The sequence below is a fragment of the Nannocystis pusilla genome, from assembly GCF_020073745.1.
GTDB lineage: Bacteria > Myxococcota_A > Polyangia > Nannocystales > Nannocystaceae > Nannocystis > Nannocystis radixulma.
Map to the genome: position 1 here is coordinate 175,889 of NZ_JAIRAU010000056.1, position 24,232 is coordinate 200,120.

Below are 24,232 nucleotides of genomic sequence, written 5' to 3' on the forward strand. Positions count from 1 at the left end.
CGGTCCGAGAGCCAGCAGGCTCGACCGCTCGCCGCCTCCGCCCGTACACCCTGGCGGACGCAGAAGGCCGAGGGCAGACGATGAGCCCGCCGCAGACGCACGCAGACTCACCCTTCGCGTGAGGACCCGCGCACGCGTGAGATCGACCCCCCGGCACCTGCAGCCGGCGGACGTCGGATCTTCCATGGGGCGGGATCAGGGAAACCCGTGGGACGGAGCAGGATGCGGATGTCCCAAAGGACAGGTTCTGCGCAGGGCTCGACGGGGCTCCGAGCTGTCCGAACGCGCAGGCGACGGGCGACGCTTCGCGTCGACTGGCGAGCGCGAGCTCTTAGAAGGGCTCGGTGCAGTCCTGCGGGCAGCTCGTCGTCGATTCGTCTGACACATGAGTCGCTGCCGCAGGGGACACGGTCCGTCTCCTCGCCGGCCGGACACACCCCGTGCTGCACTCTACAATCCTCCGCGCAGATGGCCGCGTTCTCATGGCGCTCGCCCGTGCCAGTGCCGCGGCTCCCGGCACCGGGTCGAGCAGCGCGCAAAGGTACTCGTCGGGCGTGCATCCGCCGACGCGGGGGCCGGTCCCGGGAGGCGCGCGGCAGGTCTCGACCGACTCGCCCTCGTTCTCCTTGCTGTTCCGCACGTGTCGGCGCCGGCATGGACGATGGCTCAGTTCTCTTGCGCGTCGCACACGGCCGCGGGCGCTTGGCCCGTCGCCTCGGACCACGTGCAGTCCGACGGGCACGCGTGCTGATTCTCGTCGAGGTCGCGTACGAAGTCGTCGTTGCCCTGCCAGGGCGGGTGCTCGGGCTCGCGGGCGCAGGCGATGATGACCAGCGCAAAGAGACATGTCCTGACGAACAGGATGTATGCTGGTCGCACCCGCGCGGCCGGAAGAAAGCCCTGTTTCGTCATGGGTCCTCGACGCAGTAGATAGGCGACGAGGCGGAGCACGGGATGGTGCCCATCCTATCTGTCCAGGTCGCGTCCATCGCGCTTGAAGCGCCGTAATGGCCGGAATTCCCCGCCTTGTCGCTGGTCCAGAAGTTACAATGGTTGGCACCGGCAAGCGTGCCGTCGGCCTTCGTGTTCGTCCACGGCGCGACGTCCACGCTCCCGCCGAGCTCCGTAAGGTCGATGGCGTGCGCGAGTGTCCCGTCGGTCAGGTCCGGCCAGCCGTTCTCGGCGACCAGGGTGCCGTCGACGAGGACGTACATCCCGAGGTAGCTGGTGTCCATGCGCATCGCGGGCCAGACATCTGGGGTGGAGAGCCAGGCCTTGAAGGTCGAGGCATTGGCAAGGCCTGCGTTCATCGCCACCGTGCGGCAGTTGATGTCGCCGCTCATGCCCCCGAGATTGCCCTCGAACTTCGTGCTGGTCACGAAGATCACGCGACGCGGCTTCAGGCACTCGTTCGAGCAGCCGTCGGTGTCGACCTGATTCCCGTCATCGCATTCCTCTTCTCCGTCCCAGACGATGCCGTCGCCGCAGCGGGCGTCTTCGCAGGCATTGGTGCAGTCGTCGGTGTCGATTTCGTTGCCGTCGTCGCAGTCCTCCTCACCGGCCCAGACCGAGCCATCACCGCAGGTCGCGGGTTCGCAGGCGTTGGTGCATTCGTCGGTGTCGATGTCGTTGCCGTCGTCGCAGGTCTCGCCGGGGCCGAGGTCGCCGTCGCCGCAGGCGCTGAGCTCGCACAGGGCAGTGCAGGGCTTGCCGGGCCCGTTGTCGGGGCCGTCGTCGCACTGTTCCTCGCCGGCCCAGACGATGCCGTCGCCGCAGGTCGCCTCCTCGCACTCGCTGGTGCAGGCATCGGTGTCGAGCATGTTGCCGTCGTCGCAGGCCTCGCCGTCTTCCTTGGCCCCGTTGCCGCAGATCGGCTCGGTGCAGTCCTGCGGACACGTGGTCATGGACTCGCCTGGCCCGCAGACCATGTCCCCGCAGACACACGAGTCCCCGGAACACGGCTCGCAGTCGCGCGGGCAGGTGACTTCCTCGCCGGCGTCGCAGGCCCCGTCGCCGCAGCCGGCGCCGCAGTCCTCGCCGCACGCGGCGGCGTTTTCGTGGACGTCACACACTCCATCGCCGCAGCTGCCCCCGTGGCATTCGGTCGGGCAGTGCGCCGGGTCTTCATCCACGCTGCAAACGCCGTCGCCGCAGCCGGGCCCCGGGAAGTCGCGGGGGCACGTCTCTTCCGTCTCGCCGGCGTCCTCCTGGCCGTTTCCGCAGGTGTCGAGGCAGGCTTCGACGAAGGTCCAGTTCTCTTGCGCGTCGCACACGGCCGCGGCGGGGCCTTCACCCGTCGCCTCGGACCACGCGCAATCGTCGGGGCACGACACCTGGTTCTCGTCCGGGTCGCACACCCGGTCCTGGTTGCACTGCCACGATGGATCGTCGGCCGGCGGGAAGTCGCTCTTGAGGCAGCTGAGGCAGCTGAGGACGAGCAGGCAGCCGAGTCGCACGTGCACGCGCAGCATCGACGGAGCTTAAAGGATGGACTCTCGGCGATCAACGGCTCCGCGCGCGACAGGGCCCCCAACGCCAGTTGGGGGGTACCCCAACGGCGGTTGGGCCTCGCGTTCGTCGCTCGTTTTCCGTACACTTCCGGCCTCATGGTCTGCGTCCTCGTGGCCGCTCTCCTGCTCCTGGCGCCGGTCGATCCGGGCGTCTCTGCCGCGCCCGGCGTGAGCGCGAGCGATCCGGGGAGCGCCGAGGCGCGTCGCGATCGGGCGCGCGGGGCGTTCGAGCGCGGCAGCTATTCCGAGGCCGCGCTCGAGTTCGAGGCCTTGTGGCGCGAAGGACATGTCGCATCGGACCTGTTCAATGCAGCAGCCTCGCGGATCGCCCTGCGGCAGCACACCCATGCGGTCGTGCACCTCGAGGCGTTGCTCGCGCTCCCGACTCTCACGCCGGCGCAGCGCGAGGAGGCCTCGGCGCTGTTGCGGACGGCTCGCACGGAGACGCGCGCCGTGCCGATCGAGCTGCGGACGCCGCGCCCGCTCGACGGTCCGCTGGCGATCACCGTCAGCTTCGTCGCCGCGTACGCCACCGAGCAGCGCCCCGATCTCACGTTCACGGTCCGACCGGCCGAGCGGACCGTGCTCTCGCTGGATCCTGGGGTCTGGCGGCTCCGCGTGGACGACCCGCGGTTCGAGCCCGTCACGCAGGAGGTGCGGGTCGCGGCGGCGGGCGAGGCCCCGCAGATCTTCGAGCTGCGGGCGCGTCCGGACGCTCGTGCGCTGCGCCGTTTCACCCTGGCGTGGAGCGGGGCGGGTGGCGCCGGGATCGTCGTCGGGGCCAGTTTGCTCGGCGTCGGCCAGGGCCGGTGGTCGGCGAGACTCGACGGCCCGATCGAGACCTGTCAGGGCGGCGAGCCGCTCTACCCCATCGCCGCATGCCGTCGAGCGATCGCCGGCGCCGGGACGTTGCGCACCGCCGGGGCCGCCGTGCTCGGTGTCGGTGTGGGCGCGCTGATCGGGGGCCTCGTCGGCCGCGTCGCCGAGCCGAGGAAGCGTCGGCTCGGCTGGATCGTCACGGCGTCGATCGGTGGCCTCGCCACGGTGGGCGGCGCCGTGGCTCTCGGCCTCGGCGCGCAGGCCTTCGGCCGGGAGGACGATCGGACGTCCTGGACCGACAGCGATCGCAGCGCGATCGGGCGCGCCGGCGCCACGCACACGGTGGGCGGCGCCTTGCTCGGCCTCGGCGGCGGCATGTTGGTCAGCGCGGCCACTGGCCTGTTGGTGGATCGCAGCGGCCGCTTCCAGCTCGCGGCCGGTCCGCAGTTCCGCATCGGGGGCGCCTCGCTCGTGTTCGAGGGCCGCTTCTGATCGCGTTGCGTGCGGCCGGTCCGTAGCTCCGCGTCTGGGCACTGGCCGCTCTTGACTGTGCGGCCCATCGGGTAGCTGTCGCTATTCCGGCGTCTCGCTCGTGTTCGAAGGCCCCTCCCGATCGCGCTGCGTCCGCGGCCCTCGTGTTCGAAGGGCCGCTTCCGATCGAGCAGCGTCGCGGCCCCTCGCGGCCGTCTTGCACGTCGCTTCAGTCCGGCCACAGCCGCGGCGGCAAGCAGACATCGCGCTCGTCCGCGCCCCGTCGACACTGCAGCGGTGGCTTGCAGCCGCAGTCGCGGCAACACGAGCTCGCGTCCTCACCGGCGTCGCAATTGCCGTCACCGCAGCCCGTGGGGGGCGCCGCGGCGGGTGCTTCCGGTCCGTCCCAAAGCGTCAAGCAACGGCCTTTCGCATCGCAGCGCGGGCACTCTCGCGGGCAAGCTCGCGGTTTGGGGCTCGTCTTCGGCGCCTCCGGTCCCACGGCTGCCGGCGGCTCGAGCGGCGCGGCGACGGCCACCTCGGTCGGTCCGGTCACCGGCCGCTCGCTCGGCGCCGTCTCGGCGGGTGAGCCGCAGTCCTCCTCGCAGCGACCGGCCTCGCCGGCCTCGCAGCGGCCGTTGCCGCACCAGATCTGGCGGCAGCGCGAGTCGCCCTCGGCCATCTCGGCGCGGAACGTGTCGAGCCAATCCTCGAGCTCCTTCATCTCGGCGTCGGTGGGCACGCCGATCCTGGCCCATCGGACACGTCGGTTGCAGTCGAGCGCCAGCGTCACCGGCAAGGTCCCCTGGTACAGGCGGCGCGAGTCGTCGCGCAGCGCGGCGACGAAGCTGTCGGCGAGCGAGCGGTCGGCCAGCTGCACCGCGCTGGGGGGCATGAGCGGGCCCCACGTCCGGATCGCGTCTTCGGGCGCGGTGGGGTCGAGCACCTGGACCGGCAAAAAGCGGACCGCCTCGCCCCAGCTCGCGCCGCGCCGGGCGAACAGCGCGCGCAGGTCGGGCAGGACCTCCTTGCAGGCGACGCACCACGGGGCCCACAGGCTGAGCACGTGCACGGCCTTCGGCGACAGCACCTCGGACGAGCCGAAGCGGACCGTGCCCGCGGGGGCGCCCTGGCGCACGCGCTCGAGCCGCAGCCGCATCAGCGGCCCGATGTCGACGCCCGCCGCGACGTACGACCCCGACCCGAGCGGCTCGCTCGGCGGGGGCGGGGGGGCTGCCTCGATCTCGACGAGCTGGGGCGACGACACTTGCGCGGGCGCCGGGCACGAGGCGGCGCGGTCCCGCAGCTGCTCGAGCGCCGCGGCCTGTTCGGCGATCCGCCACGCCAGCACGAGCGTCAGCCCGGACAGCACCGCGACCGAGGCGAGGAGCGCGAAGGCGGTCCACACCCACGCGCGGGGCGTCTCCGGCGCGGCAGGCAGCGGCGTGGTCTTCACCCCCGGGTCTCCTCGCGGCGCGGGTCGCCGGCCGGCTCACCGTCGAGCGCGGGTGGCATGCACGATCGGACCTGGACAAAGAGGCATCCCGCACGCGAGGGCCGGGCGCGCTGCTCTCGGTCGCTCTGTGGCATGTCCCATCGGACCTGTACAGAGAGACAGCCAGCACGCGAGGCCCGGGCGCGCTGCTCTCGGCCGATCTGTGGCATGTCCCATCGGACCTGTACAGAGAGACAGACGCGTTCCACGCGCTCGTCGCAGCGCTCGCGCGGCGCTCCGGTCGACATGTCGCTTCGGACATGCGCCAGGCGCTCGTCTCCACCAGGCCGCTCGCAGCCCGCGCTCATCGCTCCGGCTCCTCGCAGCACTCGCAGGTCGCCAGCGCGGACGACATGTCCCTGCGGACCTGCTGCAATTGCCAGATCGCGGTCGCCGCCGCGGCCACCGCGACGGTCGCCGCCAGCGCCGCCGCCAGCAGCACGCGGCGGACCGTCGCCTCCGTGGTCACGGCTTCTCCTTCGTCCCCGCGCAGGGCACCGGGATCACCAGCACCACCCGATTCACGTCGCGCTCGAGCGAGCGACGGTTCGGCACCGGCTCGCCGGCCCGCACGGCCGCGAAGGCGGCGGCGAGGCGCTCGCTGCCTTCGCGGGTGGTGGCGATCGGCGTCTGGGTGCCGGCGTAGTTGCGGACGAACGCCTCGAGCGCGACGGGTCGGTCGCTCGGCGCGCCCCAGCCGATCAGCATCGGGCCCTGGCCGCGCTCGCTCGGCTTGTCGCGCCCGAGGGCCTGGTCGATGAGCCGCTCCACGGCGTTGATCCGGCGCAGCGCGAGCGCATGATCGTCGGTCGGGCTGCCGTCGGGGCTCGAGCGGCCGATCACGAACAGCATCTTGGCCTCGCGCAGGGCCTTGGCGTGGCTCGCCAGCTCGCCGACGATGTGCGCGCGGGTCGACGCGTCGGGCCACGGCTGGCGCGCGCGCGGCTCTCCGGACGGGAAGTACACCGCCAGGCGGTCGGGGAAGGCCGCCAGCAGCGAGTTCATCTCGTCGTCGTCGGCGAGCAGCGCCCGCCACTCGTCGGCGCTGCAGCCCTCGCCGCTCTCGACGCGGTCCTGCACGCTGGTGCGCCGCTGCAGGCACGCCTGGGTCAGGCGCGACACGGCCGCCTCGACCGCCGGATCGCCGCAGGTCGGCGCCGGCGGCTCGGGCTCGTTGCGCGGGCGGCAGCGCAGGTCGGCGCCGCACTGCAGGCCGACGTCGCACGGACAGTCGCGGCACACTTCGCCGCGCTGGGCCACCTGCGGCTCCTCGTGCGGGGTGCACTGCCCGTGCACGCACCACTGGCCGTCGGGGCACTGCTCCTCGTCGGGCCGGCGCGGGTCGCAGACCTTCGCCGCGCTCTCGTCGACGCTCGCGGTCGGCACCGAGAGCACCGCGTAGGCGACGAACAGCACCATCGCCCACACGGCCGCCGTGAGCGCGATGAGGACTCGGGTGGTCAGGTCGGTCGCCGTCGCCATATCAATTCGAGCCGGGCGCCTCGATGAGCTTGAGGATCTTGCCGGCGCTGGTGGCCGGCATGGCCTCGTCCAGGTGCAGCGAGTCGTCGACGATCGGGACCACGAACGCCTGCGGCACGCTCACTCGCCCGCCGCGCGTCTTGACCCACGACAGCAGGTAGCGCTGCTGCGCCGCCAGGGCGGCGGCCGCGTCCTCGCCGTCGATGCAGGTGCGCAGCTTGCCGCCGGGGCCGAGCACGTCGGCGACCTCGCCGAGGGTCTTCTCGATCTTGTCGGTCGTGAACCGCGGCGCCTCGGTGTCCTGCAGGTCGAACAGCGCCGACAGGGCCTCGAGCCCGCGCCCCGGCGCCAGCCGCTCGGCGCACAGGGCCGCCAGCGCGCCGAGGCAGGCGTTGTTGCTGCGCGCCTCGCCGTGGGTCTGCAGCTTACCGCCCGCGTCGACGAACTCGTGCGCGGGCAAGAAGCGCTCGTCGCAGCCGGCGCGCGGGAACATGTACACCCACAGCTCGGCCCCGTGCGCGCGCAGCCGCGGCAGCGACTGCTGCAGGAAGTGCAGCTCGCGCCGGCACAGCGGGCAGGTCGGATCGACGAACAACATCACGGCGGTCCGCGGGGCCTCGATCGCGGCGGCCATGGCCACCGGCGGCGGGTCGGGCGGCGGGGGTGGGCAGCTCGCCCGGCGCGCGGCGAGCTGATAGCCGAGCGCGAGGCCGCCGGTGGTCCCCACCCAGAGGGTCAACGCGCGCACCGCTCCGTGGATCCTGCGTCCAGGCTCGGCTGGCCCCGCGGGGCCGTGCATCAACCACGCGCCGACGAACGCCAGCGCCAGCGTGGCGTACAGCGCGAGGCAGAACGGGCACATGTGCGCGAACTGGGTGTAGGCGTAAGCCCCGAGCAGCAGCGACACGGCGACGCTGAAGCCCCCGAGCAGCAGCAGCGCGCGGGCGGCCACGGCGGCCAGGGCCCCGCGGCCGCGCAGCACCGCGGTCGCCAGCGCCATGGTCGTGACGACATGTCCGATCGACCAGATGGCGAGCGGCAGCCCGAGCACCTCCGACCACGGGCTCGCCAGCGCCTCGGCGCAGGCCGGCCCGTCGTCGCCGCCGGTGCAGCCGCTGGCGTCACACAAGAAGTCGGCGCCGAACTTGAGGCGGAGCAGCCACACACTGACGCCCAGGCCGACGAGGCCGGACGCGAGCGTCAACCACGCCCCGGCGCGCGCGCGCGAGGCCGGCTGCGGCGGACTGACGAGGGTCGGCGCGGTCACTTGCTGCGCCCCACCGGCAGGAGGTCGTCGTCCAGCGCCTCGTCCTTCGCGGGCTTCTTGGCGCTCGGCTTCGGCGTCGACTTGGCCGCCGAATTGCCCGCATCGGTGGCCCGGAACGTGTACTTCAGCCGGCCGCCGGCGTCGCTGCCGGCGAACACCACGCCGTCGAGCTGATCGGCCACGCAGTGGCGGAACGACGCCGGGGTCGCCTGCACCTCGCGCACCGAGCCGTCGGGCTCGACTAACAGGGTGAAGTGCAGGCGGTCGGACCCCGGCCTGGCGCACACGCGCAGGTCGGTCACCCGCTGATCGAGCTGCGCCTGCACCTTGCCGGCCGGGAACGGCCGCGCGGGCGCAGGCGGCTCTGCCGGCGGGGACGGAGGCGGCGCGTCGGCGACGGGCGGCTCGGCGGGCAGGACCTCGCGCGGCGCCGCGGCGACCTCGAGCGGCGGCTCGGTCGGCGCCGCTGCGACGGGTGCCGCCGCGACCACCGGCTCGCTCACCGGTTTGATCTCGACCACCGGCGTCGTCAGCGGACGCACCGCCGACACCGGCACCCGGCCCGACTCGCCGCGCCCCGGCTTGCTCTCCGGCGCCAGCGCCCACGCCCCGCCGAACAGCGCCGCCGCCATCGCTGCCGCCAATGCCGCCTCGCGCCGCCAGGTCGGCTGCGCCTCCGCCACGGTGACAGGAGCCTCGCGCAGCGCCGAGCCGCTCGGCGGCACCGCGCGCGGCTCCTCCAGCGCCAGCCGCAGCGCCGCCATCAGCTCCGCGACCGAGCGGAACCGCCGCGACGGGTCGCGCTCGAACGCCTGCATCACCGCGGCCTCGATCGTCGGCGGCAACGACCCGCGCACGTGCTCGTGCAGCGGCCGCGGCGGCTCGTGCATCTGCGCGTAGGTCACGTCGCAGCCGCTGCCCGCGGACCAGGGCAGGCGCCCGGTCATGAGCTTGTAGATCGTCACGCCGAGCCCGTACACGTCGGTCGCGGGCGAGGCCCGGGATTCGCCGGCCAGCAGCTCGGGAGCGACGTAGCCGGGCGTCCCGAGCACCATCCCGAGGCCGGTCTGCTCGCCGCTGGCGTCGAGGTCCTTGGCGATGCCGAAGTCGATCAACTTGACGAAGTCGTCGCCGTGGTCGCCGCCCTCGACGAGGAAGCAATTCGACGGCTTGACGTCGCGGTGGATGATGTTGCACGCGTGCGCAGCGGCCAGCGCCTCGCCCAGCTGCACGCCGATCGCGGCGGCCCGGCGCCACGGCAGCGGGCCCTCGCGCGTCAGCACCTGGTCGAGGTCGCGGCCGCGCAAGAACTCCATCACGAAGTAGATCTCGTTCTCCGGCGTCGTCCCGACCACGAAGGCGCGCGGCACGTGGCGGCTCTCGATCTCCGCCATCGTCCGCGCCTCGCGTTGACAGCGTCGCGCCATGTCCGGGTCGGCGGTGAAGCGTCGATCGAGGAACTTGATCGCGTACTCCATCCCCGATTCGCGGTCGACCGCGCGGTACACCGCCGCCATGCCGCCCTTGCCCAGGCGCTCCATGATCCGGTAGCGGTCGGCCAGGAGGACGCCCACGCGCGTGTCGGGCCGCGGCGGCTCCGGCAGCGCCGAGGTCGCGTGGGCCTCCGTGCGCTCCGCCGCGTCGGCCTCCTCCTCGGTGAACTTCACGACGCGAGGCTAGCGGTCGCGCCGGCCCCCGTAAAGATAGGCCACTCCGGGTGCGAGACGGCCGGCGAACCGGGCTTCGTGGCTCGTGCAGGCCGCCCGTCCCGCGCTCGCCGGCGCTCGCAGGCCTGGCGTCCGGCGCTCACGGCAGGTCGAACAGGTCGCAGGGGATCGGCAAGAACGGGCTCAGCGTCGCGAACGCCGGGCCCTCGTAGCTGTAAAAATCGCCGTCGTACTTCACCCACGCGTCGCCGAGCGACGGCAGGGCCTGGCCCGAGAGGTCGGTGATCTGCGACAGGCCGCCGGCCGCGTAGTGCAGGTGGAGCACGCGCTTGAAGTTGGGGTCCTCGAACACGTCGAGCGTGGAGCACAGCGACGGCTGGATCGGGACGCCCAGCGGGAGGACGATCGAGGTCGGGTCGCCCTCCAGCGGCAGCACGGCGACCGGCTCGATCGGCCCGGTGCTCTGGTTGTAGCAATAGGGGCCGTAGTAACAATAATAATAGTTGTAGGGCGGCTCGTAATAGCAGGGCTGGGGCGGCGGACACACGGTGGTGTAATTGTAGAACATCGGATCGGCGAGGAACGTGCTCGGCTGGCCGCCGTAATTGCCGTAGTAGCCCTGGGCCACGCTCAGGCGGAAGCGCTTGGGGTTGACGGCGTCGACCGGCGCGAGCGGCTCGGTGAAGCTCAGCTGCAGGGTCGACGGGTCGAGGAACTTGGCGCCGAGCAGCGCGGGCGGCACGTCGACCGGCGGCGGCGGCGGATCGGGCGGCGGCAGCGGATTGGTCGGGTCGGGCGGCAGCGGCGGCGCGGGATCGAAGCCGGTCGGGTCGTCCGTGTCCGTCGCCGAGGTCGCGTCGCTGTCGGAATCGGTGTCGGTGTCGGTGCCGCCCTTGCCGCCATTCCCGCAGGCGGCGAGGACCAGCGCGCCGCTGGCGATGGCGGCGTGCACGAGCCGGCTGAAGCGTAGTCCAAGCATGGCCCGAGGGTACGCGGGCCGTCTCAACGCGCCGAGGTCGGCGCCTGTGGACGCGTCATGGCGCGACCTGGCTCTCGGGTCAGCCCCATCGATCCATCGCCCGGGCGATCTCGAGCGGCGTATCGACACCCTCGTGCGCTCGCGCGGCGCCACGCAGCAACAATGCGACGAGCAGGGGGTGCTCGACCGCAGGCAAGGCGGCCGGGCCGACCAGGAAATAGGTGAGGGTGCGGACCAGGAACGCCAGCCCGCCGCTGCGCTCGCGCTCGGCTCGCTCGCCCAGCGCCGTCAGTCCCTGCAATACGTGCGCGCGCAGGTCGTCGAGGTCATGGCCGGCGAACGCGTCGCGCCCGGGCGGCCAGTGCCCGGTCGCCGGCACCGCCGGCACGCAGGCCGCGACCTCGGGGAAGAACGCCAGCTCCGGCACGGCGCGCAGCACGAATTCCACGTCCTGGTCGTCGGCCGGCGGCGGCGAGCCGGGGTGCAGCGCGGGGTGCATCAGAACAGGGTGCAGGGGATCGGCAGGAACGGGTTGAAGTTGCTGAACGGCGGGCTGTTCGGATAATTGTAGTAGTTGCTGTCGTTCTTGACCCACGCGTCGGACAGGGGCGGCAGCGGCAGGCCGGCCAGGTCGGTGATCTGCGACAGGCCGCCGCTGGCGTAGTGGAGGTGCAGCACGAAGTCGAACACCGGGTCCTCGGGCGCGTTGAGGATGTTGCACAGCGACGGCTGGATCGGCGTGGTCAGCGACAGCACCACCAGCGTCGGATCGATGTAGTGATTGAACAGATCGGCGACCTCGATCGGCGGCGTCTGCTGATAATAACAGCCGCCGTAATAGCAGTAGTATGGCTGCGGATCGTAGTAGCAGCCGGGCGGCGGGGGCGGGCAGTACTCGGTGAAGTTGTAGTACTGCGGGGAGCGCAGGTAGGTGCCCGGCTGGCCGCCGTAGGTGCCGAAGTAGCCGCGCGCGAGGCTCAGACGGAAGCGCTTGGGGTTGACGGTCTCGACCGACGCGACCGGCTCGGTGAAGCTGAGCTGCAGCGTGAACGGGTCGATCATGGTCACCGCCTGCAGGCCCGGCGGCGTGATGTCGCCGGGCGGAGGCGGCGGCGGATCGGGCGGGCCGGTGGTCGGCAAGGGACCGTCGGTGTCCGTGGTCATCTCGGTGGCGGCGGTGTCGCTGTCGCTGTCGGTGTCGCCGGGTTCCGCCGGACAGGCGCCGAGGACCAGCGCGCCGCTGGCGATGGCGGCGTGTACGAGTCGGCTGAAGCGTAGGCCAAGCATGAGGCCCAGCCTACGCGCGACCTTTGGGACAGGTCAACGCTGTCTCGCGTGGAGCCGCTGGTGGGCGGCGTCGAGGGCTCTGGAGCCGAGACCGAGCAGGTTCATGTCGTCGGCGTCCAGCCCGAGGCGGCGGCCGAGCTGCAGGTTGTACTGATGCACGCCGAGGTCCCACAGCCCGACCTGCGCCGCCGAGGCGACGCCGCGCAGGCGGTTCTGCTCGAGCTCGAGCTCGAACTGGAGCTGCAGCTTGGTGCCCAGGTGCGAAAACGCGGCGGCGATCCGCTGGATCGCCGAGCGCCGGTCGCCGGCCGGCGGCGAGACGCGGAAGCCCGACAGGTCGAGGTCGACGCGCAGCTTCAGCGGGTCGCCCTCGGGCTCGACGCACGTGACACCGATGTCGACGTTGCCGTCGCGCAGCCAGCGGCCGACGGCGCCGAGCCCGATCGTCGCCTGCGGCGCGAGCGGGACGTCGCGCACGTTCCAGCTGCCCGGCTCGGCGACGAAGGCGTTGCCGCGGGCGCGGCCGCGGGCGCGCGTGTGACACAGGACATCGACGAGCGGGTACTCGCTGCGCAGCGGGGTGATCTCGAGGTGCTCGAGCGCCAGCGGCAACACCCGCGTGGTCGGGGCGGCCGCCAGATCCTCGAAGTCGATCGCCAGGTCGTCGACCACCAGCCGCTCGATGACGAAGCCGCGACCGCCCGGCTGGCCGACGCCGAGCGCCCGGTTGCGAACGATCGCACCCCGCACCCCGTGGAGTTGCAGCTGCGTGATCGGGACCTCGCGCTCGAGCAATCGCAGCATCGCGATGTCGATGTCGAGGCGGCCGATCGAGAGGGCGAGGTCGGCGCCGTTGCGGTGGCGGATCGTGACACCCTCGAGGTGCACGTGGCCGGTGAAGATGTTGCCGCGCGCCCGCTCGAAGCACACGTCGACGCCGCTGGTCCGTTCGACCTGGTCGAGCAGCAGCCGCAGGCCGGGCTCGTACAGCACCAGATCGACGAACACGAGGGTCGTCAGCACGAAGCCGAGGACCCCCGTCAGCGTCCACACGACGCGTCGCCACCACCGCAACAGGCGGGTCGGCCGCTGCCGTTCGCGCCACAGTACGAGGTATCCGGCCCCGAGCAGCGCCGCGCCGACCAGCTCGAACAACAGTGCCGCCGCGACCAGCAGCGGCACTGCCATGAGCTCGGCGACGACGATGAGCAGCGCCTCCACGCCCGGGGATTCTCGCACCGGTCGCTGCCGCTGCAAACGCGGCCGGTCGGCCCCACGCGCGCGAAATGTGGGGGCCTGTGAACGTTGATCCGGCGCCGACCCCCCGCGGACACCGCAGACCAGGTGTTCGGGCCTTCAGGTGCGGGCAGGGGCGCAGGTCCCAAAGGACAGGTGACGCGTGGCGGGCGCCATGTGGCCCGCGGCACCGCAATACCACGGTTTCGCACCGCCCAGTGCCCCGCAGCGGGCGGGCCGCGGACGTCGACGAGGCCGCCGCGCGAGCAGCAGGCGCGCAGGCGAGCCGGACCGGAGCCGCTCGCAGCCGAGGGCCCGCGTGAGGAGGACCGCGACATGTGACGGCGGATCCTCTCGCGCCCGCCGGCCGAACGAGGTGGTCGAGGTCGCTCGCGCCCGCTGGCAGAGACGGAGCGAGATGTCCGATCGGACAGGTCATTTGCTGCGTGCTCGGGCCGAGAGAGGCTGTCCTCGCGGACATGTGACGGGCGAAGGGCCCGCGGCGCAGGCGCTCGCGCGATGCTATCGTGTCGTCATGACGCTTGACTTGTCTCTCCGCTCGCCTCCCACGTGGATCGCCGTCGTCGCCGCCTGGCTCGCCGCGTGCGGGCCGGGCAAGTCCGACACGACCGACACGACCGATTCGACCGACACCGGCACCTCGGATGCGCCGACCACCGCAGGGACGACGACCGGGACGACGACGGAGGCGACGCCGACGGAGGCGACGCCGACGAGCACCGGCGGGACCATCGAGAATTGCGCGGACGCGCAGACGGAGGCCGAGTGCGCGATGGCGACGGAGGTGGACCCGGACCAGGGCCTCGGCTGCCGCTGGGGCGAGGTCTTCGTGCCGACGTTCCCCGACGGCGGCGGGGCCTGCTCGCTCGAGCCGAAGGGCGGAGTCTGCGTGCTGGCCAGCTTCAACGAGGGCGGGCCCGGCTGCTTCGGCTTCTTCCGCGAGGTCGAAGGCGGCGGCATCGAGCTGACGTCGTTCGACTGCGGCGATCCGGCCGACGAGTCGTGGGAGATGTGCTTCGGCGCGCCGATGGGCAGCCCGGCCGAAGGCGCGTGCGCGTGCCTGAACCCGGACGGCTGAGGCGAAGCACACGCCGCACGCCGCTGCGGGACCCATGCCGCGTCCGCTCGGCTCGACTCACCAGAAAATACGCAGTCAGGCCCCGAACACGCGCGCGAACTTCTCGCGCTGCGCCGCGTCGTCGTGTACGCGCGTGGCGGGACGTCAGCCGCTGGTGCCGGCCGTGGTCTCGCCGTCGCTGTCCGTGCCGTCGTCGGGCTCGTAGGCGGGGCAGGCCTCGACCTCGGCGAGGGTCTTCACGCAGCCGTGGGCCTCCGCGGCGCACGGCGAGCAGTAGGGGCGCGCGGGGCTGTTCTCGGCGCACCAGGCGTCGCTGTCGACGTCGCGGTGGACGCAGTGGTCGGGGTTCGGGATCCGGCAGCCACCCGCCGCAAAGGCCAGGATGAAAACGACAGGTCTCATGGGACAGGTGCCGCCGCGCGCAGACGCTGGGCGATCCGCCCGGCCTTGCGCGCGGCGAGCAGGGTGAGGAGCCAGGTGGCGGCCAGACCGGCGCCGACGGCCAGGACCGCGGCCCCGGCGGGGCGGTAGGTGACGAGCGAGGTCGGATCGTCGGCGTCGACGGCGAGCGGCCGGGCCAGCAAGGCGACGCCGGTGACGATCGCGCCGAGGCCGAGGCCGCCGGCGACGCCGCCGAGGATCAAGAGGCGGCGACACGAGCCGGAGCCGTGGCATATCCGACCGCCGGGCCCGGGCTCGGGCCCCTCGCGCAGTCTGTCCGCAGGGACAGCCTCGGGGGCGGGCGGCAGCGGCCTGTCCGCAGGGACAGGTCCGGCCGAGACGGCGCTGCGATCGGGCGGGACGACCGGGACCCCCGGCGCGCCCGGCTGCGGCGGCACGGCCTGCTCGACCCGCGGACCGGCGCCGTTGGCCGGGCGCGCCGCCGGAGTGGCAGCCGCCGCCGGCGCAGGACCCCCTGCCGGGGCGGCCGCGGGCGCCCCGTTGCCGTCGCCGCCCGGGCCGAGGGGAGGGCCGTGCGCCGGGCCGCCGGTCGCCGGCGCGGCGGGGCCGTCGTCGGGGCCGCGCGGCCGCGGCTCGGCTGGCTTCGGGGACGTGTCGTAAGGGACAGGCTCCCATGGACCTGGCGCCGGGGACATGTTCGAAGGAGCAGGCGCGGCCACGGCCAGCGCGAGCGCGGCGAGGGCCGCGGCGAGCGGGTCAGCCGCCATGGTGCTGCGGCGGGGCGGAGGCGCGGTTGGCCAGCTGGGCGGCGTCGGCGACCGGCTGGAGGACGACGCGCGCGAGGCCGCGGAGCAGCGGCTCGCGGTGGATGACGCGGGCCAGCGGCGGGCTGTAGGCGTAGTAGAAGCGGACCAGGTCGACGCCGGTCGGGGTGGTCTTGAGGTAGGCGTCGCGGAACGTGCGCAGCGCGGCCACCTGGGCGGCCCACGGGGCGCCGTAGGCGGCGGTGGCGACGAAGCAGAAGCTGTCGACGGTCTGGAACTCCTGCGCCTGGGTCGTGATCTCGTCGCTGACGAACGGGCTGCGGTTGGTGCACTTGTCCTCGTACACGACCGCGAACTGGTAGGTGTAGTCGCCCCAAAGCTCGCCGATCTCGAGCGAGACGAGGCCGGAGTCGTCGCTCAGCTCGGCGGCGCTGAAGCTCTTGAGGTGGGCCGCGCCGAGCAGCTCGTCGGTCAGCTCCATGTCGCCGGTGATGTGATAGACGTGGACCGCCTTGAGCGCGAAGTCGGGGTCGCTCTGGTCGGGCATGCGGAAGCTGACGCTGACGCGGTCGAACGACATGCCGGCGAGCGCGAGGTCGTCGACCGGGGCCAACGGCCGCGGCCGACACTGACCCCACCCGCCGCCGCCGCTGTCGTCGCCGCCGTCGTCGCCGCCGCTGAGGCCGGTGCCGCCGTTGCTGTCCGACTCGCTGTCGCCGCCGGTGCCGCCGTCGCTGTCGGTCCCGCCGTCGCCGCCGGTGCTGCCCTCGCCGTCGTCCTTGCCGTACGAGAACACGCCCCAGCGGAAGGTGTCGCCGTTCTTCTGCATGACCTTGAGGCGGTCGGCGCCGCTGCCCCCGTCCTCGCTGATCTTGCCGTCGGGCGGGTGGATCGAGCCGGTGGCGCCGTCCCAGTCGCCGTAGCCGTGGTACTGCGTGGTGCCGACGAAGGCGCGCTGCTTCGGGTCGAAGTCGACCTTGTAGACGATCGAGGGCTGGCCGAGGAACTCGATGCCGTAGTTCTGCAGGCGCGGGTCGACGAAGTGGTCGTCCTCGCGGTCGTAGGAGAAGTGGCTGTTCTCGTCGCGCTCGAGGCTGACCTCGATGTAGGCGCTGAGCGGGCCCCTGGCCAGGACCTCGGGCGCGAGCAGCACGGTCGCGAACTCGGACTCGAGGCCGCTCGGCGTGGCCGCGGTGACCGCGTCGAGGTCGTTGAGCGCGGCGTAGGTCATCGCGTCGGCCGAGTCGACGTTGGCCTCGAACATCACCAGGTCGTTGCGCGGCGGGTAGTAGCTGACGGCGCCCTTGGGGTCGAAGCGGCCCTTGTCGCTCTGGAACACCTTCGGCGACGGGCAAGTCTTGGTGTCGACCGCGATCGTCTCGTGCTCGGACTCGGTCAGCGGGCGGCAGTAGTAGTTCTCGGCCGAGCTGCTGTTCTCGTGCCAGCCGAGCGACTCGAGGTCGGCCGGGTTGTCGTCGAGGAAGATGATCCGCGGGTAGGTCTTGGCCCGGCGGTGCGCCCACACCGGCAGCACCGACTGACGCGGCCCGTACGGGGCGCGCCAGCTCGAGACGAAGTTCCACAGGCCGGGGCGGTTGCCGATGCCGTACTTGCCGGTGGCCTGGGTGACCAGGACGTCCTGGACGTGCTTGCCCTCCTGGTCTTCGAGCCAGATGGCGATCTGCAGCTCGGGCACGGGGGTGTAGTGGAACTCGACGAGGATCGGCTCCTCGGCGGCGGCCTCGCGCGCGCTCGCGAAGACGCCGGCAAACGAGGCGATGACGCTCCACAGGGCCACACTGCGTAAGCCAGTCACGGCGGCAGCATATCACGCCGACCCGCTCGCCCGGCCGCCCGGGGCCCGGGCCCGCAGGGCGGCTGCCGACTGCGCCCAGGGGTGATTCGCGCAAGTGGCGCAGGTCGCCCGCTGCGCCTCAATTCGGCCGATAACTGGCGGTCCGGGCGCGAGTGCGCCAGATCACCGCTGCATGCGCGGACGGACCGTAGAGTAGGAGCGTCGTGGTTCTCAGGTCGTCTCATCGCCGCGGTCGCGAGGCGGCGCGCACTTGCACCCGGCCGGGCGGGCGTCGCCGGCCGATGCTGGGGGCGATCGCGGTGGGCGTGGCGACGCTGACCTGCAGCCCGCGGCCCGGCACCGGGCCGGCCGTGCCCGCGTCGGGCAGCCACAGCCAGCTGCCCGGCGGGCCGCCTCCGCCGCGCCACGGGCTTCAGCTGCCGAGCCTGGCGGTCGCATGGTCGCCGCCGACGTTGACGGCCGGCGACGCCGAGGCGCTGGCGGCCGCGCTGGCGGCCTCGCCCTCGGTCGAGGTGCTGCTCGGGCCGGGCCAGGCCGGCTGGGACGCGCGCCTCGGCCCGGCGCTGCAGGCCCTGAGCCCGGGGCTGAAGATCACGAGCGTGCGCGAGGCCGAGCAGGCGGCGATCGTGGCCCGCCCGGAGGCGCTGGCGGGCGTGCGCGAGGCCGGCCCCGGGCGCCCGCGCTACCGCTCCGGCGATATCCTGCTCCAAGAGACATGGCTGCAAAGACATGACCCGAGCGCCAGCTCGATCGTCAGCGTCGACGCGGCGGCGCTCGACCTGACGGCCTGGCGGGCGCTGCCGGCCGCGCGCGTCGGCGGCTGCGAGCCGGCCGTGCGCGCGCTGGCGGAGGGCCAGGAGCAGGGCCTGGCCCAGCTCGAGGGCTTCCTCAACCACGCCGACGCGCTGCTGTGGCAGTTCTACAGCGCCCAGCTGGCGGCGTTCGTGCCGGAGATCCAGGCCGAGCTGCGCCCGTTCGCCGGCGGCCAGGCGCCGAGCGAACCTGACGCAAAGGCCAGGTTCGAGTGCGGCCGGGCCTACTGGGAGCACCTCCAGCCGTACGTCGCCTGCAAGTCGGCCGAGCGCTGCCAGGTCGCGCCGCGCGTGGTGCTGTCGGCCGGCGGCGCGCGGGTGGCCGCGCCCGAGCCGGCGCTGGCGCTGTCCGACCGCTGCCCGATGCTGGTCGGCCGCGACTACCCCGGCGAGCTGCGCCAGCTCGGCCTCGACGCCGCCGAGGCCGCGACCGCGGCGCTCGACCGCGACTGGTCGACCCTGGCCGACCGCCTCGGCGCCGTGGCCGAGGTCCATGCTGTCCTCGAGGACATCTGCACGCCCCGCCGCTGGCGCTTCGCCGCGCCCGACCTGCTCGAGGCCCGCGACCGCCTGGCCGGCGTCGGCGAGCTGCTGTCCAGCCCCGAGCTGGCGCCGCCGCAGGCGACCTGGCGGGTCGAGGCGGCCGACCTGTTCGTGCCCGGCGCGGGGCCGATGCGCCAGCTGGCCCGCTTCGACCCCGGCCCCGCGTCGGTCAACCCGACCATCGCCGCCGAGGCCCGCGCGCTGCGCGAGTTCGTGCTGTCCCGCGCGCAATGTCGTTCGGGACATGACCCAAGGCCCATGTCGGTGCTGGTCGCCGACGCCGAGTCCGGCCGCGCGCGCTTCTTCGGCTACCTCTACGCCGAGGAGCTGGTGTGCGGCGATCTGCCGCCGCTCGGGCGCGAGTGAGCGCCGGCCCTCGCTGGTGCCGCGACCGGGCCATTTCGAGCAGCCCTCGCTAGTGTCTGAAGAGACATGCTCGATCGAGAATGTCCTAAAAATAATGTTTGATTAGACATGCCCGATCGGGCTGGTCGCGGCTCACGCGGGCGGGGCGACGGCGGGGAGCTCGACGATGAAGGTGGCGCCCTCGCCGGGGCGGCTGTCGACGCGGATCCGGCCGCGGTGGGCCTCGACGATCCTGGCGGTGATGTGCAGGCCGAGGCCGAGCCCGCCGAAGTTGGTGGGCGAGACGGCCCGGTGGTAGCGCTCGAACACGCTGTCGAGCCGCTCGGGGGGGATGCCGATGCCGTGGTCGTGGATGACGAGGCGGGCGGTGTCGTCGTCGCGCCGCACGGTGATCTCGACGGGGGCGCCCTTGCCGAACTTGAGCGCGTTGGCCAGCAGGTTGGAGATGACGACCTCGAGGCCGGTCTGGTCGCCGTCGACCATGACCTCGGGGTCGGCCCGCAGGCGCACGTCGCAGCCGGAGCGGGTGAACAGCTCGCCGAAGTCGCGCGTGACCTCGGCGACGAGCGCGGCCAGGTCGAGGCGGGCGAACCGCAGCGGCAGGTCGCCGTCGCAGTTCTTGGCCGCCAGGACGATCACCTCGGCGAGGCGCGACAGCCGGGTGGCCTGGCGCGCGATGGTGTCGACCGCCCGCTGCGCCACGGGCGGGGGCGGCGGCGACAGCGACTTCTTCAGGAGCTCGACGGCGAGCTGCAGCGAGGTCAGCGGGGTGCGCAGCTCGTGACCGGCGAGGCTCAAAAAGTCGTCGCGCGCGGCGATGGCCGCCTGCGCCTGGGCGTAGAGGCGCGTGTTCTCGAGCAGGGTGCCGACCTGCTGGGCGTAGGCCTCGGCGAACCGCATGTCCTCGCGGTCGTAGTTGCGGTCGCGGCTGGCGAAGGTGAGCACGCCGGTGACGGCGTCGCGCGAGCGGACGAGGACGCTGAGGACGCTGCGCACGCGCAGGGCGACGAGGAGGTCGATGTGCCCCTGCGCGAGGCCGGCCTCGCGCAGGGTCGGCTCGTCGGCCATCTGCATCAGCAACGACTGGCGCTCGCGCAGCGCCTGGACGGCGAGCCCGGGCCCGTCGATGTCGCCGCCGTAGCGGGCGCACAGCTCGTCGAGGAGCCGCTGGCCGGCCGGCTCGACGTGGGCGGCGGCGATCCGCCAGGCCCGCCGGCCGTCGTAGCCGATCAATGTACATATGTCCCCGAGGACAGGTAACCCGCGGCGCACCACGAGCTCGCCGGCTCGCACGGGGTCGAGGGTGTCGGCCAGCGCGGCCGAGACCTGGGCGAGGAACGCGGCCCGCCGCTCGGACCGCTCGGCGTGGTCGCGCGCGCGGGCCTCGAGCAAGGTCGAGAGGGTGTGGCTCAGGGTCAGCGCCAGCTCGGTGTCGTGCGGGCTCCACTCGCGCGGGGCGTGGGTGGCCTCGTGGCACAGGATGCCGGCGAGGCCGCCCTGCGAGAACACCGGGACGTCGAGCAGGCCGTAGATCGCGTGCGTGTCGAAGTAGCCGGCCAGCGGCTGCAGGCGCGGCTCCCGGCGCACGTCGGGGACGGCGAGGATGTTGACGGTGCGGATCTGCTCGAAGTAGGCCGGCGCGGCCTGCTCGGTGAGGACGACGCCGCGCTCGAGGAGCCGCTTGCTCTGCACGTAGCCGAGCTCGCAGGTGATCGCCGGCGGGTCGTCGCAGAAGCTCCAGTAGCTGGCGCGCTCGACACCGATGAGGTCGCAGCTGATCTCGAGCACCTGCTGCAGCGCGAAGTCCCAGTCCGACTTGCCCATCACGCCGAGTCGCAGCAAGGTGGCGACGATCGAGTTGCCGGCGGTCTCCGACATCGAGTGGAGGATGCCGTTCGTCGCGCATGCAACAAGTCGGCGCCGGTCGTGCCGGGGGCGCACACGATGCGCGGGCGGCCAGGCCCCTCGCGCCGCCGTCGCCAGGAGGATCCCCGATCCGGCGCGCCCGCACGCAGACTTCGGTGCGCAACGACCGCTGCGGCGCAGCGGGCGGCCCGCGTCATTCGGCGGTCTTGATGATCGTCTCGGCGAGGGCCGTGAGGCCGCGGCGGGCCACGGTGACGACCTTGGGCGAGCGGCGATCGGTGTAGAGCTGCGAGACCTTGTGGTCGAGCAAGGTGGCGCCCCAGACGACGATCCTGTCGGCCCACGCCAGGTCGTGCGCCGCGTCGTGGGCGGTGCGCCGGGCGGTGCCGTCGACGAGCCTGAGATCGATGCGCCCGCCGACGAGCGCGCGCAGCTCGTGGTGCAGCGGCGGCGAGCCGCCGACGACGACGAGGCGATGCCAGTCGCGCCGCGCCATCGCGGCGAGCGCCCGCTCCCACGCGCTGCGGTTGGTCGAGCCGCCGCAGTACTCGCACAGCCGGGCGGCCGAGCCGTCGAGGTCGACGACGATCCGGCCGTCGTTCGCGGCGGCGGCGCGGCAGTGGGCGCGCGAGCAGGTGCGCACGAACTCCCCGGCGATCACCTCCTCGACGCGAGCGCGCTTGCCGGCCGCGAGGTTGCGCTTGCCCGGACGCGTGAGGCCGGCGGCTTCGAGCGCGGCCCGCCCGAGATCGCGCGCTTCGCCGCCCCGCAGCCCGAGCTCGGCGAGGAGCGCGTCGATGTCGAGGTCGCCGCTCACGCCGTGAAGCGTGGCACACTGGCGGAGTGATCACCCCCGTCGGCCCGAATGCGCCGCCCCTGCTGCATCGTCGGCGATCCGAGGGGCGGCCTGCGCAGGCCGCTCGCGGCGTCGCGCGGCCCGGGAGGCGGTCGTGAAGCCGCGCGCGGCGCTGGTGTGGAACCCGTTGGCCGGCGCTGCCGGCGACGAGCTGCAGCAGGTGGTCGCCGCGCTCGAGCGGACGTACACGCTCACGCTGCTCGAGACCAGCGAGGCGCGCGACGCCGACGCCTGCGCCGCGGAGGCGCTGGCGCTCGCGCCCGCGGTCGTGATCGCGGCCGGCGGCGACGGCACGGTGTCGCTGGTGGCGTCGCGCCTGATCGGCGGGGCGGTACCGCTGGCCGTGATCCCGCGCGGGACGTCGAACAGCTTCGCGCGGGCGCTGGCGATCCCGCTCGACCTCGCCGGCGCGCTCGAGAACGCCTGCCGCGGCCAGCCGTACGCGATCGACACCGCCCGCGCGGCCGGTCGCGCGGTGCTGTTGTTCACGTCGGTCGGCTTCCACGCCGACGCGATCGGCGAGACGTCGCGCGAGGCGAAGAACCGCTGGGGCCTGCTCGCCTACCTCGTGTCGGGCCTGCAGAAGCTGGCCGCGCTGGCGCCGTTCTCCGTCGAGCTCGAGACCGAGAGCGAGGTCATCCGCTGTCAGGCGACCAACGTGACGGTGGCCAACCTGGCGCCGCCGCGCACGATCGTCGCCCAGGGCCCGACGGCGGTGTGCGGCGACGACGGCCGACTCGACATCACATTGATCGCGGTCGAGGGCCTGACCGCCGGCCTCGGCGCCGCGCTGCACCTGTACCGCTCGAGCCTGACGCAGGCCGCCGCCAGCCGCGACGACATCGGCTACCTGCCGGTCCGGCGCGTCACGGTCCGCGCCGAACCAGCCCAGCGCGTCCTGATCGACGGCGAGGACGTCGGCGAGACGCCGGTGACGATCGAGTGCGTGCCCCGCAGCCTGCGCGTGCTGGTGCCGGCGGCCCCGCCCGCGGGGCCCGGCGGCGAGCGCAAGCTCGACGGGCTGCCCGAGCTCGAGGTCGAGCCGAATTCGGTTTGAGCAGGCACTTTCGGGCATGTTCGATCGGTCATGTCCAAAGGAGCATGTCTTGAAGAGAATGTCTGAAGGGGCATGTTCGGCGGGGCCGGCGCGGGGCCGCGCGGTTCTGCGCGGTGACGCGCGGGCGAGGGCGCGCTACGCTGGGGGCGCGTGAGCGGCGCCCGGGCCATCCTGCACGTCGACATGGACGCGTTCTTCGCCTCGGTCGAGGTGCGCGAGGACCCGCGGCTGCGCGGCCTGCCGGTGCTGGTGGGGGGCGCGGGCCGGCGCGGGGTGGTGGCCGCGGCCAGCTACGAGGCGCGCAAGTTCGGCTGCCGCTCGGCCCAGCCGATGGCGGTGGCGCTGCGCCTGTGCCCGCACGCGGTGGTGGTCGCGCCGCGGCACGAGCTGTACGCCGAGGTGTCGCGGGCGGTGTTCGCGGTGTTCGAGCGCTTCTCGCCGCTGGTCGAGGGGCTGTCGATCGACGAGGCGTTCATCGACCTCGCCGGCACCGAGCGGCTGTGGGGGCCGCCGCGCCGGGCCGCGGAGGCGCTGCAGGCGGCGGTGCTCGCCGAGACCGCGCTGACGTGCTCGGTCGGGATCGCGGGCGTGAAGTTCCTGGCGAAGATCGCCAGCGGCATGCACAAGCCGAACGGGCTGACCGAGATCGCGGCCGGCAGCGAGCTCGAGTTCCTGGCGACGCTGCCGATCGGCGAGCTGTGGGGCGTCGGGCCGCGCACGCAGGAGAAGCTGGCGCGCCGCGGCGTCGCCACCGTGGGCGATCTGCGGCGGTTCGGCGAGGCGGCGCTGGTCGAGATGTTCGGCGCGCACGGGCTGCACATGCACCGGCTCAGCCTCGGGATCGACGAGCGCGCGGTGGTGCCCGACCGCGCGGCGAAGTCGCTCGGGCACGAGGACACCTACGCGGTCGACGTCGTCGGCGTGCCGGAGCTGCGCCGCTGCCTGCTGTCGCAGGCGACGCGGGTCGCCGACCGGCTGGTCGCGCAGGGGCTGCGGGCCCGCTGCGTGTGCCTCAAGATCCGCGACGGCGAATTCGTCACCGAGACGCGCCAGTGCACCCTCCCGCGCGCGACCGATGATCATCGCGAGATCCACGGCGCGGCCTGTCGCCTGCTCGAGGCCGTCGACACCGACGGGCGCGGCTTCCGGCTGACCGGCGTGAGCGTCAGCCAGTTCGAGTCGCCGCAGGCCGAGCAGCAGCAGCTCGACCTGCTCGCGCCGGCGAGCGAGCCTCCCCCGCGCAGCGCGGCGCTGCAGGCGGTGCTGTCGGCCGTGCGCGAGCGTCACGGACACCAGGCGCTGTTCCCGGCGGAGGCCGGCAGCGAGCGCCGCCCCGGGACGACGGGGGCGATCACCCACTCGCGCCCGAGCGAGCCGCCCAAGCGGCGCCGCTGACCGATTCGTTGCTAGCTGCGAGTGGTCCGTAGGACATGCCTGA

At 73.2% G+C, this 24,232-nt stretch carries 21 protein-coding genes; 5 read left to right on the top strand and 16 right to left on the bottom strand.

Features of this window, described 5'->3' with window-relative positions; all coding sequences use genetic code 11:
- Positions 1-666: 666 nt before the first annotated feature.
- The gene (locus tag K7C98_RS38505; RefSeq protein WP_224196906.1) at positions 667-912 is read right to left on the bottom strand and encodes a hypothetical protein; all 246 of its coding nucleotides are present in this window, start codon (positions 910-912) and stop codon (positions 667-669) included.
- Positions 909-2,471 carry a DUF4215 domain-containing protein gene (locus K7C98_RS38510; RefSeq protein ID WP_224196907.1) on the bottom strand — a complete coding sequence of 521 codons (1,563 nt, stop codon included), beginning with the start codon at positions 2,469-2,471 and terminating at the stop codon, positions 909-911. Before K7C98_RS38510 ends, K7C98_RS38505 begins: the two co-directional genes overlap by 4 nt.
- Positions 2,472-2,606: 135 nt before the next feature.
- Between K7C98_RS38510 and K7C98_RS38515 the strand changes: the two genes are divergently transcribed.
- Positions 2,607-3,821 carry a hypothetical protein gene (locus tag K7C98_RS38515; protein ID WP_224196908.1) on the top strand — a complete coding sequence of 405 codons (1,215 nt, stop codon included), beginning with the start codon at positions 2,607-2,609 and terminating at the stop codon, positions 3,819-3,821.
- A gap of 208 nt (positions 3,822-4,029) precedes the next feature.
- On the opposite strand, the gene K7C98_RS38520 is transcribed toward K7C98_RS38515, so the two are convergent.
- From K7C98_RS38520 to K7C98_RS38560, 9 genes are all read right to left on the bottom strand, one after another.
- Positions 4,030-5,256, bottom strand: a complete 1,227-nt coding sequence (locus K7C98_RS38520; RefSeq protein ID WP_224196909.1) for a TlpA family protein disulfide reductase — start codon at positions 5,254-5,256, stop codon at positions 4,030-4,032.
- A gap of 343 nt (positions 5,257-5,599) precedes the next feature.
- A complete protein-coding gene (locus tag K7C98_RS38525; RefSeq protein WP_224196910.1) occupies positions 5,600-5,764 on the bottom strand; it encodes a hypothetical protein in 165 nt (54 codons plus the stop codon).
- Entirely contained in the window at positions 5,761-6,777 is a 1,017-nt protein-coding gene (locus K7C98_RS38530) for a hypothetical protein (RefSeq protein ID WP_224196911.1), read from the bottom strand. The genes K7C98_RS38525 and K7C98_RS38530 overlap by 4 nt, the downstream gene beginning before the upstream one ends.
- 1 nt (position 6,778) lies before the next feature.
- Positions 6,779-8,044, bottom strand: a complete 1,266-nt coding sequence (locus K7C98_RS38535; RefSeq protein WP_224196912.1) for a vitamin K epoxide reductase family protein — start codon at positions 8,042-8,044, stop codon at positions 6,779-6,781.
- Positions 8,041-9,711 (bottom strand): serine/threonine-protein kinase, encoded by a 1,671-nt coding sequence (locus K7C98_RS44235; RefSeq protein WP_346660337.1) that lies wholly within the window; start codon positions 9,709-9,711, stop codon positions 8,041-8,043. Before K7C98_RS44235 ends, K7C98_RS38535 begins: the two co-directional genes overlap by 4 nt.
- A 139-nt stretch (positions 9,712-9,850) precedes the next feature.
- On the bottom strand, positions 9,851-10,690 hold the full coding sequence (locus K7C98_RS38545; RefSeq protein ID WP_224196913.1) for a hypothetical protein: 840 nt from the start codon (positions 10,688-10,690) through the stop codon (positions 9,851-9,853).
- Positions 10,691-10,769: 79 nt separating this feature from the next.
- Entirely contained in the window at positions 10,770-11,189 is a 420-nt protein-coding gene (locus tag K7C98_RS38550; RefSeq protein ID WP_224196914.1) for a hypothetical protein, read from the bottom strand.
- The gene (locus K7C98_RS38555; RefSeq protein WP_224196915.1) at positions 11,189-11,977 is read right to left on the bottom strand and encodes a hypothetical protein; all 789 of its coding nucleotides are present in this window, start codon (positions 11,975-11,977) and stop codon (positions 11,189-11,191) included. The genes K7C98_RS38550 and K7C98_RS38555 overlap by 1 nt, the downstream gene beginning before the upstream one ends.
- A gap of 33 nt (positions 11,978-12,010) precedes the next feature.
- Entirely contained in the window at positions 12,011-13,198 is a 1,188-nt protein-coding gene (locus tag K7C98_RS38560) for a hypothetical protein (RefSeq protein ID WP_224196916.1), read from the bottom strand.
- 550 nt (positions 13,199-13,748) lie between these two features.
- On the opposite strand from K7C98_RS38560, the gene K7C98_RS38565 reads away from it, so the two are divergent.
- Positions 13,749-14,312 (top strand): hypothetical protein, encoded by a 564-nt coding sequence (locus tag K7C98_RS38565; RefSeq protein WP_224196917.1) that lies wholly within the window; start codon positions 13,749-13,751, stop codon positions 14,310-14,312.
- A 144-nt stretch (positions 14,313-14,456) separates the two neighbouring features.
- On the opposite strand, the gene K7C98_RS38570 is transcribed toward K7C98_RS38565, so the two are convergent.
- From K7C98_RS38570 to K7C98_RS38580, 3 genes are read right to left on the bottom strand one after another with little or no spacing between them, the layout of a single operon-like run.
- The gene (locus K7C98_RS38570) at positions 14,457-14,714 is read right to left on the bottom strand and encodes a hypothetical protein (RefSeq protein WP_224196918.1); all 258 of its coding nucleotides are present in this window, start codon (positions 14,712-14,714) and stop codon (positions 14,457-14,459) included.
- Positions 14,711-15,481: a hypothetical protein gene (locus K7C98_RS38575; protein WP_224196919.1), complete on the bottom strand. Its 771-nt coding sequence runs from the start codon at positions 15,479-15,481 to the stop codon at positions 14,711-14,713. Before K7C98_RS38575 ends, K7C98_RS38570 begins: the two co-directional genes overlap by 4 nt.
- Positions 15,471-17,294, bottom strand: a complete 1,824-nt coding sequence (locus K7C98_RS38580) for a CFI-box-CTERM domain-containing protein (RefSeq protein WP_224196920.1) — start codon at positions 17,292-17,294, stop codon at positions 15,471-15,473. The genes K7C98_RS38575 and K7C98_RS38580 overlap by 11 nt, the downstream gene beginning before the upstream one ends.
- 281 nt (positions 17,295-17,575) lie before the next feature.
- Here K7C98_RS38580 and K7C98_RS38585 point away from each other — a divergent pair, with 281 nt between their 5' ends.
- Positions 17,576-19,015, top strand: coding sequence for a hypothetical protein (locus K7C98_RS38585; protein ID WP_224196921.1), 1,440 nt, complete (start codon positions 17,576-17,578; stop codon positions 19,013-19,015).
- A 132-nt stretch (positions 19,016-19,147) separates the two neighbouring features.
- On the opposite strand, the gene K7C98_RS38590 is transcribed toward K7C98_RS38585, so the two are convergent.
- Together K7C98_RS38590 and K7C98_RS38595 are read right to left on the bottom strand one after the other, a co-directional pair.
- Positions 19,148-20,893 carry a sensor histidine kinase gene (locus K7C98_RS38590; protein ID WP_224196922.1) on the bottom strand — a complete coding sequence of 582 codons (1,746 nt, stop codon included), beginning with the start codon at positions 20,891-20,893 and terminating at the stop codon, positions 19,148-19,150.
- A gap of 181 nt (positions 20,894-21,074) precedes the next feature.
- Positions 21,075-21,698, bottom strand: a complete 624-nt coding sequence (locus tag K7C98_RS38595) for a hypothetical protein (RefSeq protein WP_224196923.1) — start codon at positions 21,696-21,698, stop codon at positions 21,075-21,077.
- Between the two features lie 133 nt (positions 21,699-21,831).
- Between K7C98_RS38595 and K7C98_RS38600 the strand changes: the two genes are divergently transcribed.
- Both K7C98_RS38600 and K7C98_RS38605 read left to right on the top strand, forming a co-directional pair.
- Entirely contained in the window at positions 21,832-22,794 is a 963-nt protein-coding gene (locus K7C98_RS38600; RefSeq protein WP_224196924.1) for a YegS/Rv2252/BmrU family lipid kinase, read from the top strand.
- A gap of 150 nt (positions 22,795-22,944) precedes the next feature.
- The gene (locus K7C98_RS38605; protein WP_224196925.1) at positions 22,945-24,189 is read left to right on the top strand and encodes a DNA polymerase IV; all 1,245 of its coding nucleotides are present in this window, start codon (positions 22,945-22,947) and stop codon (positions 24,187-24,189) included.
- Positions 24,190-24,232: the final 43 nt, after the last annotated feature.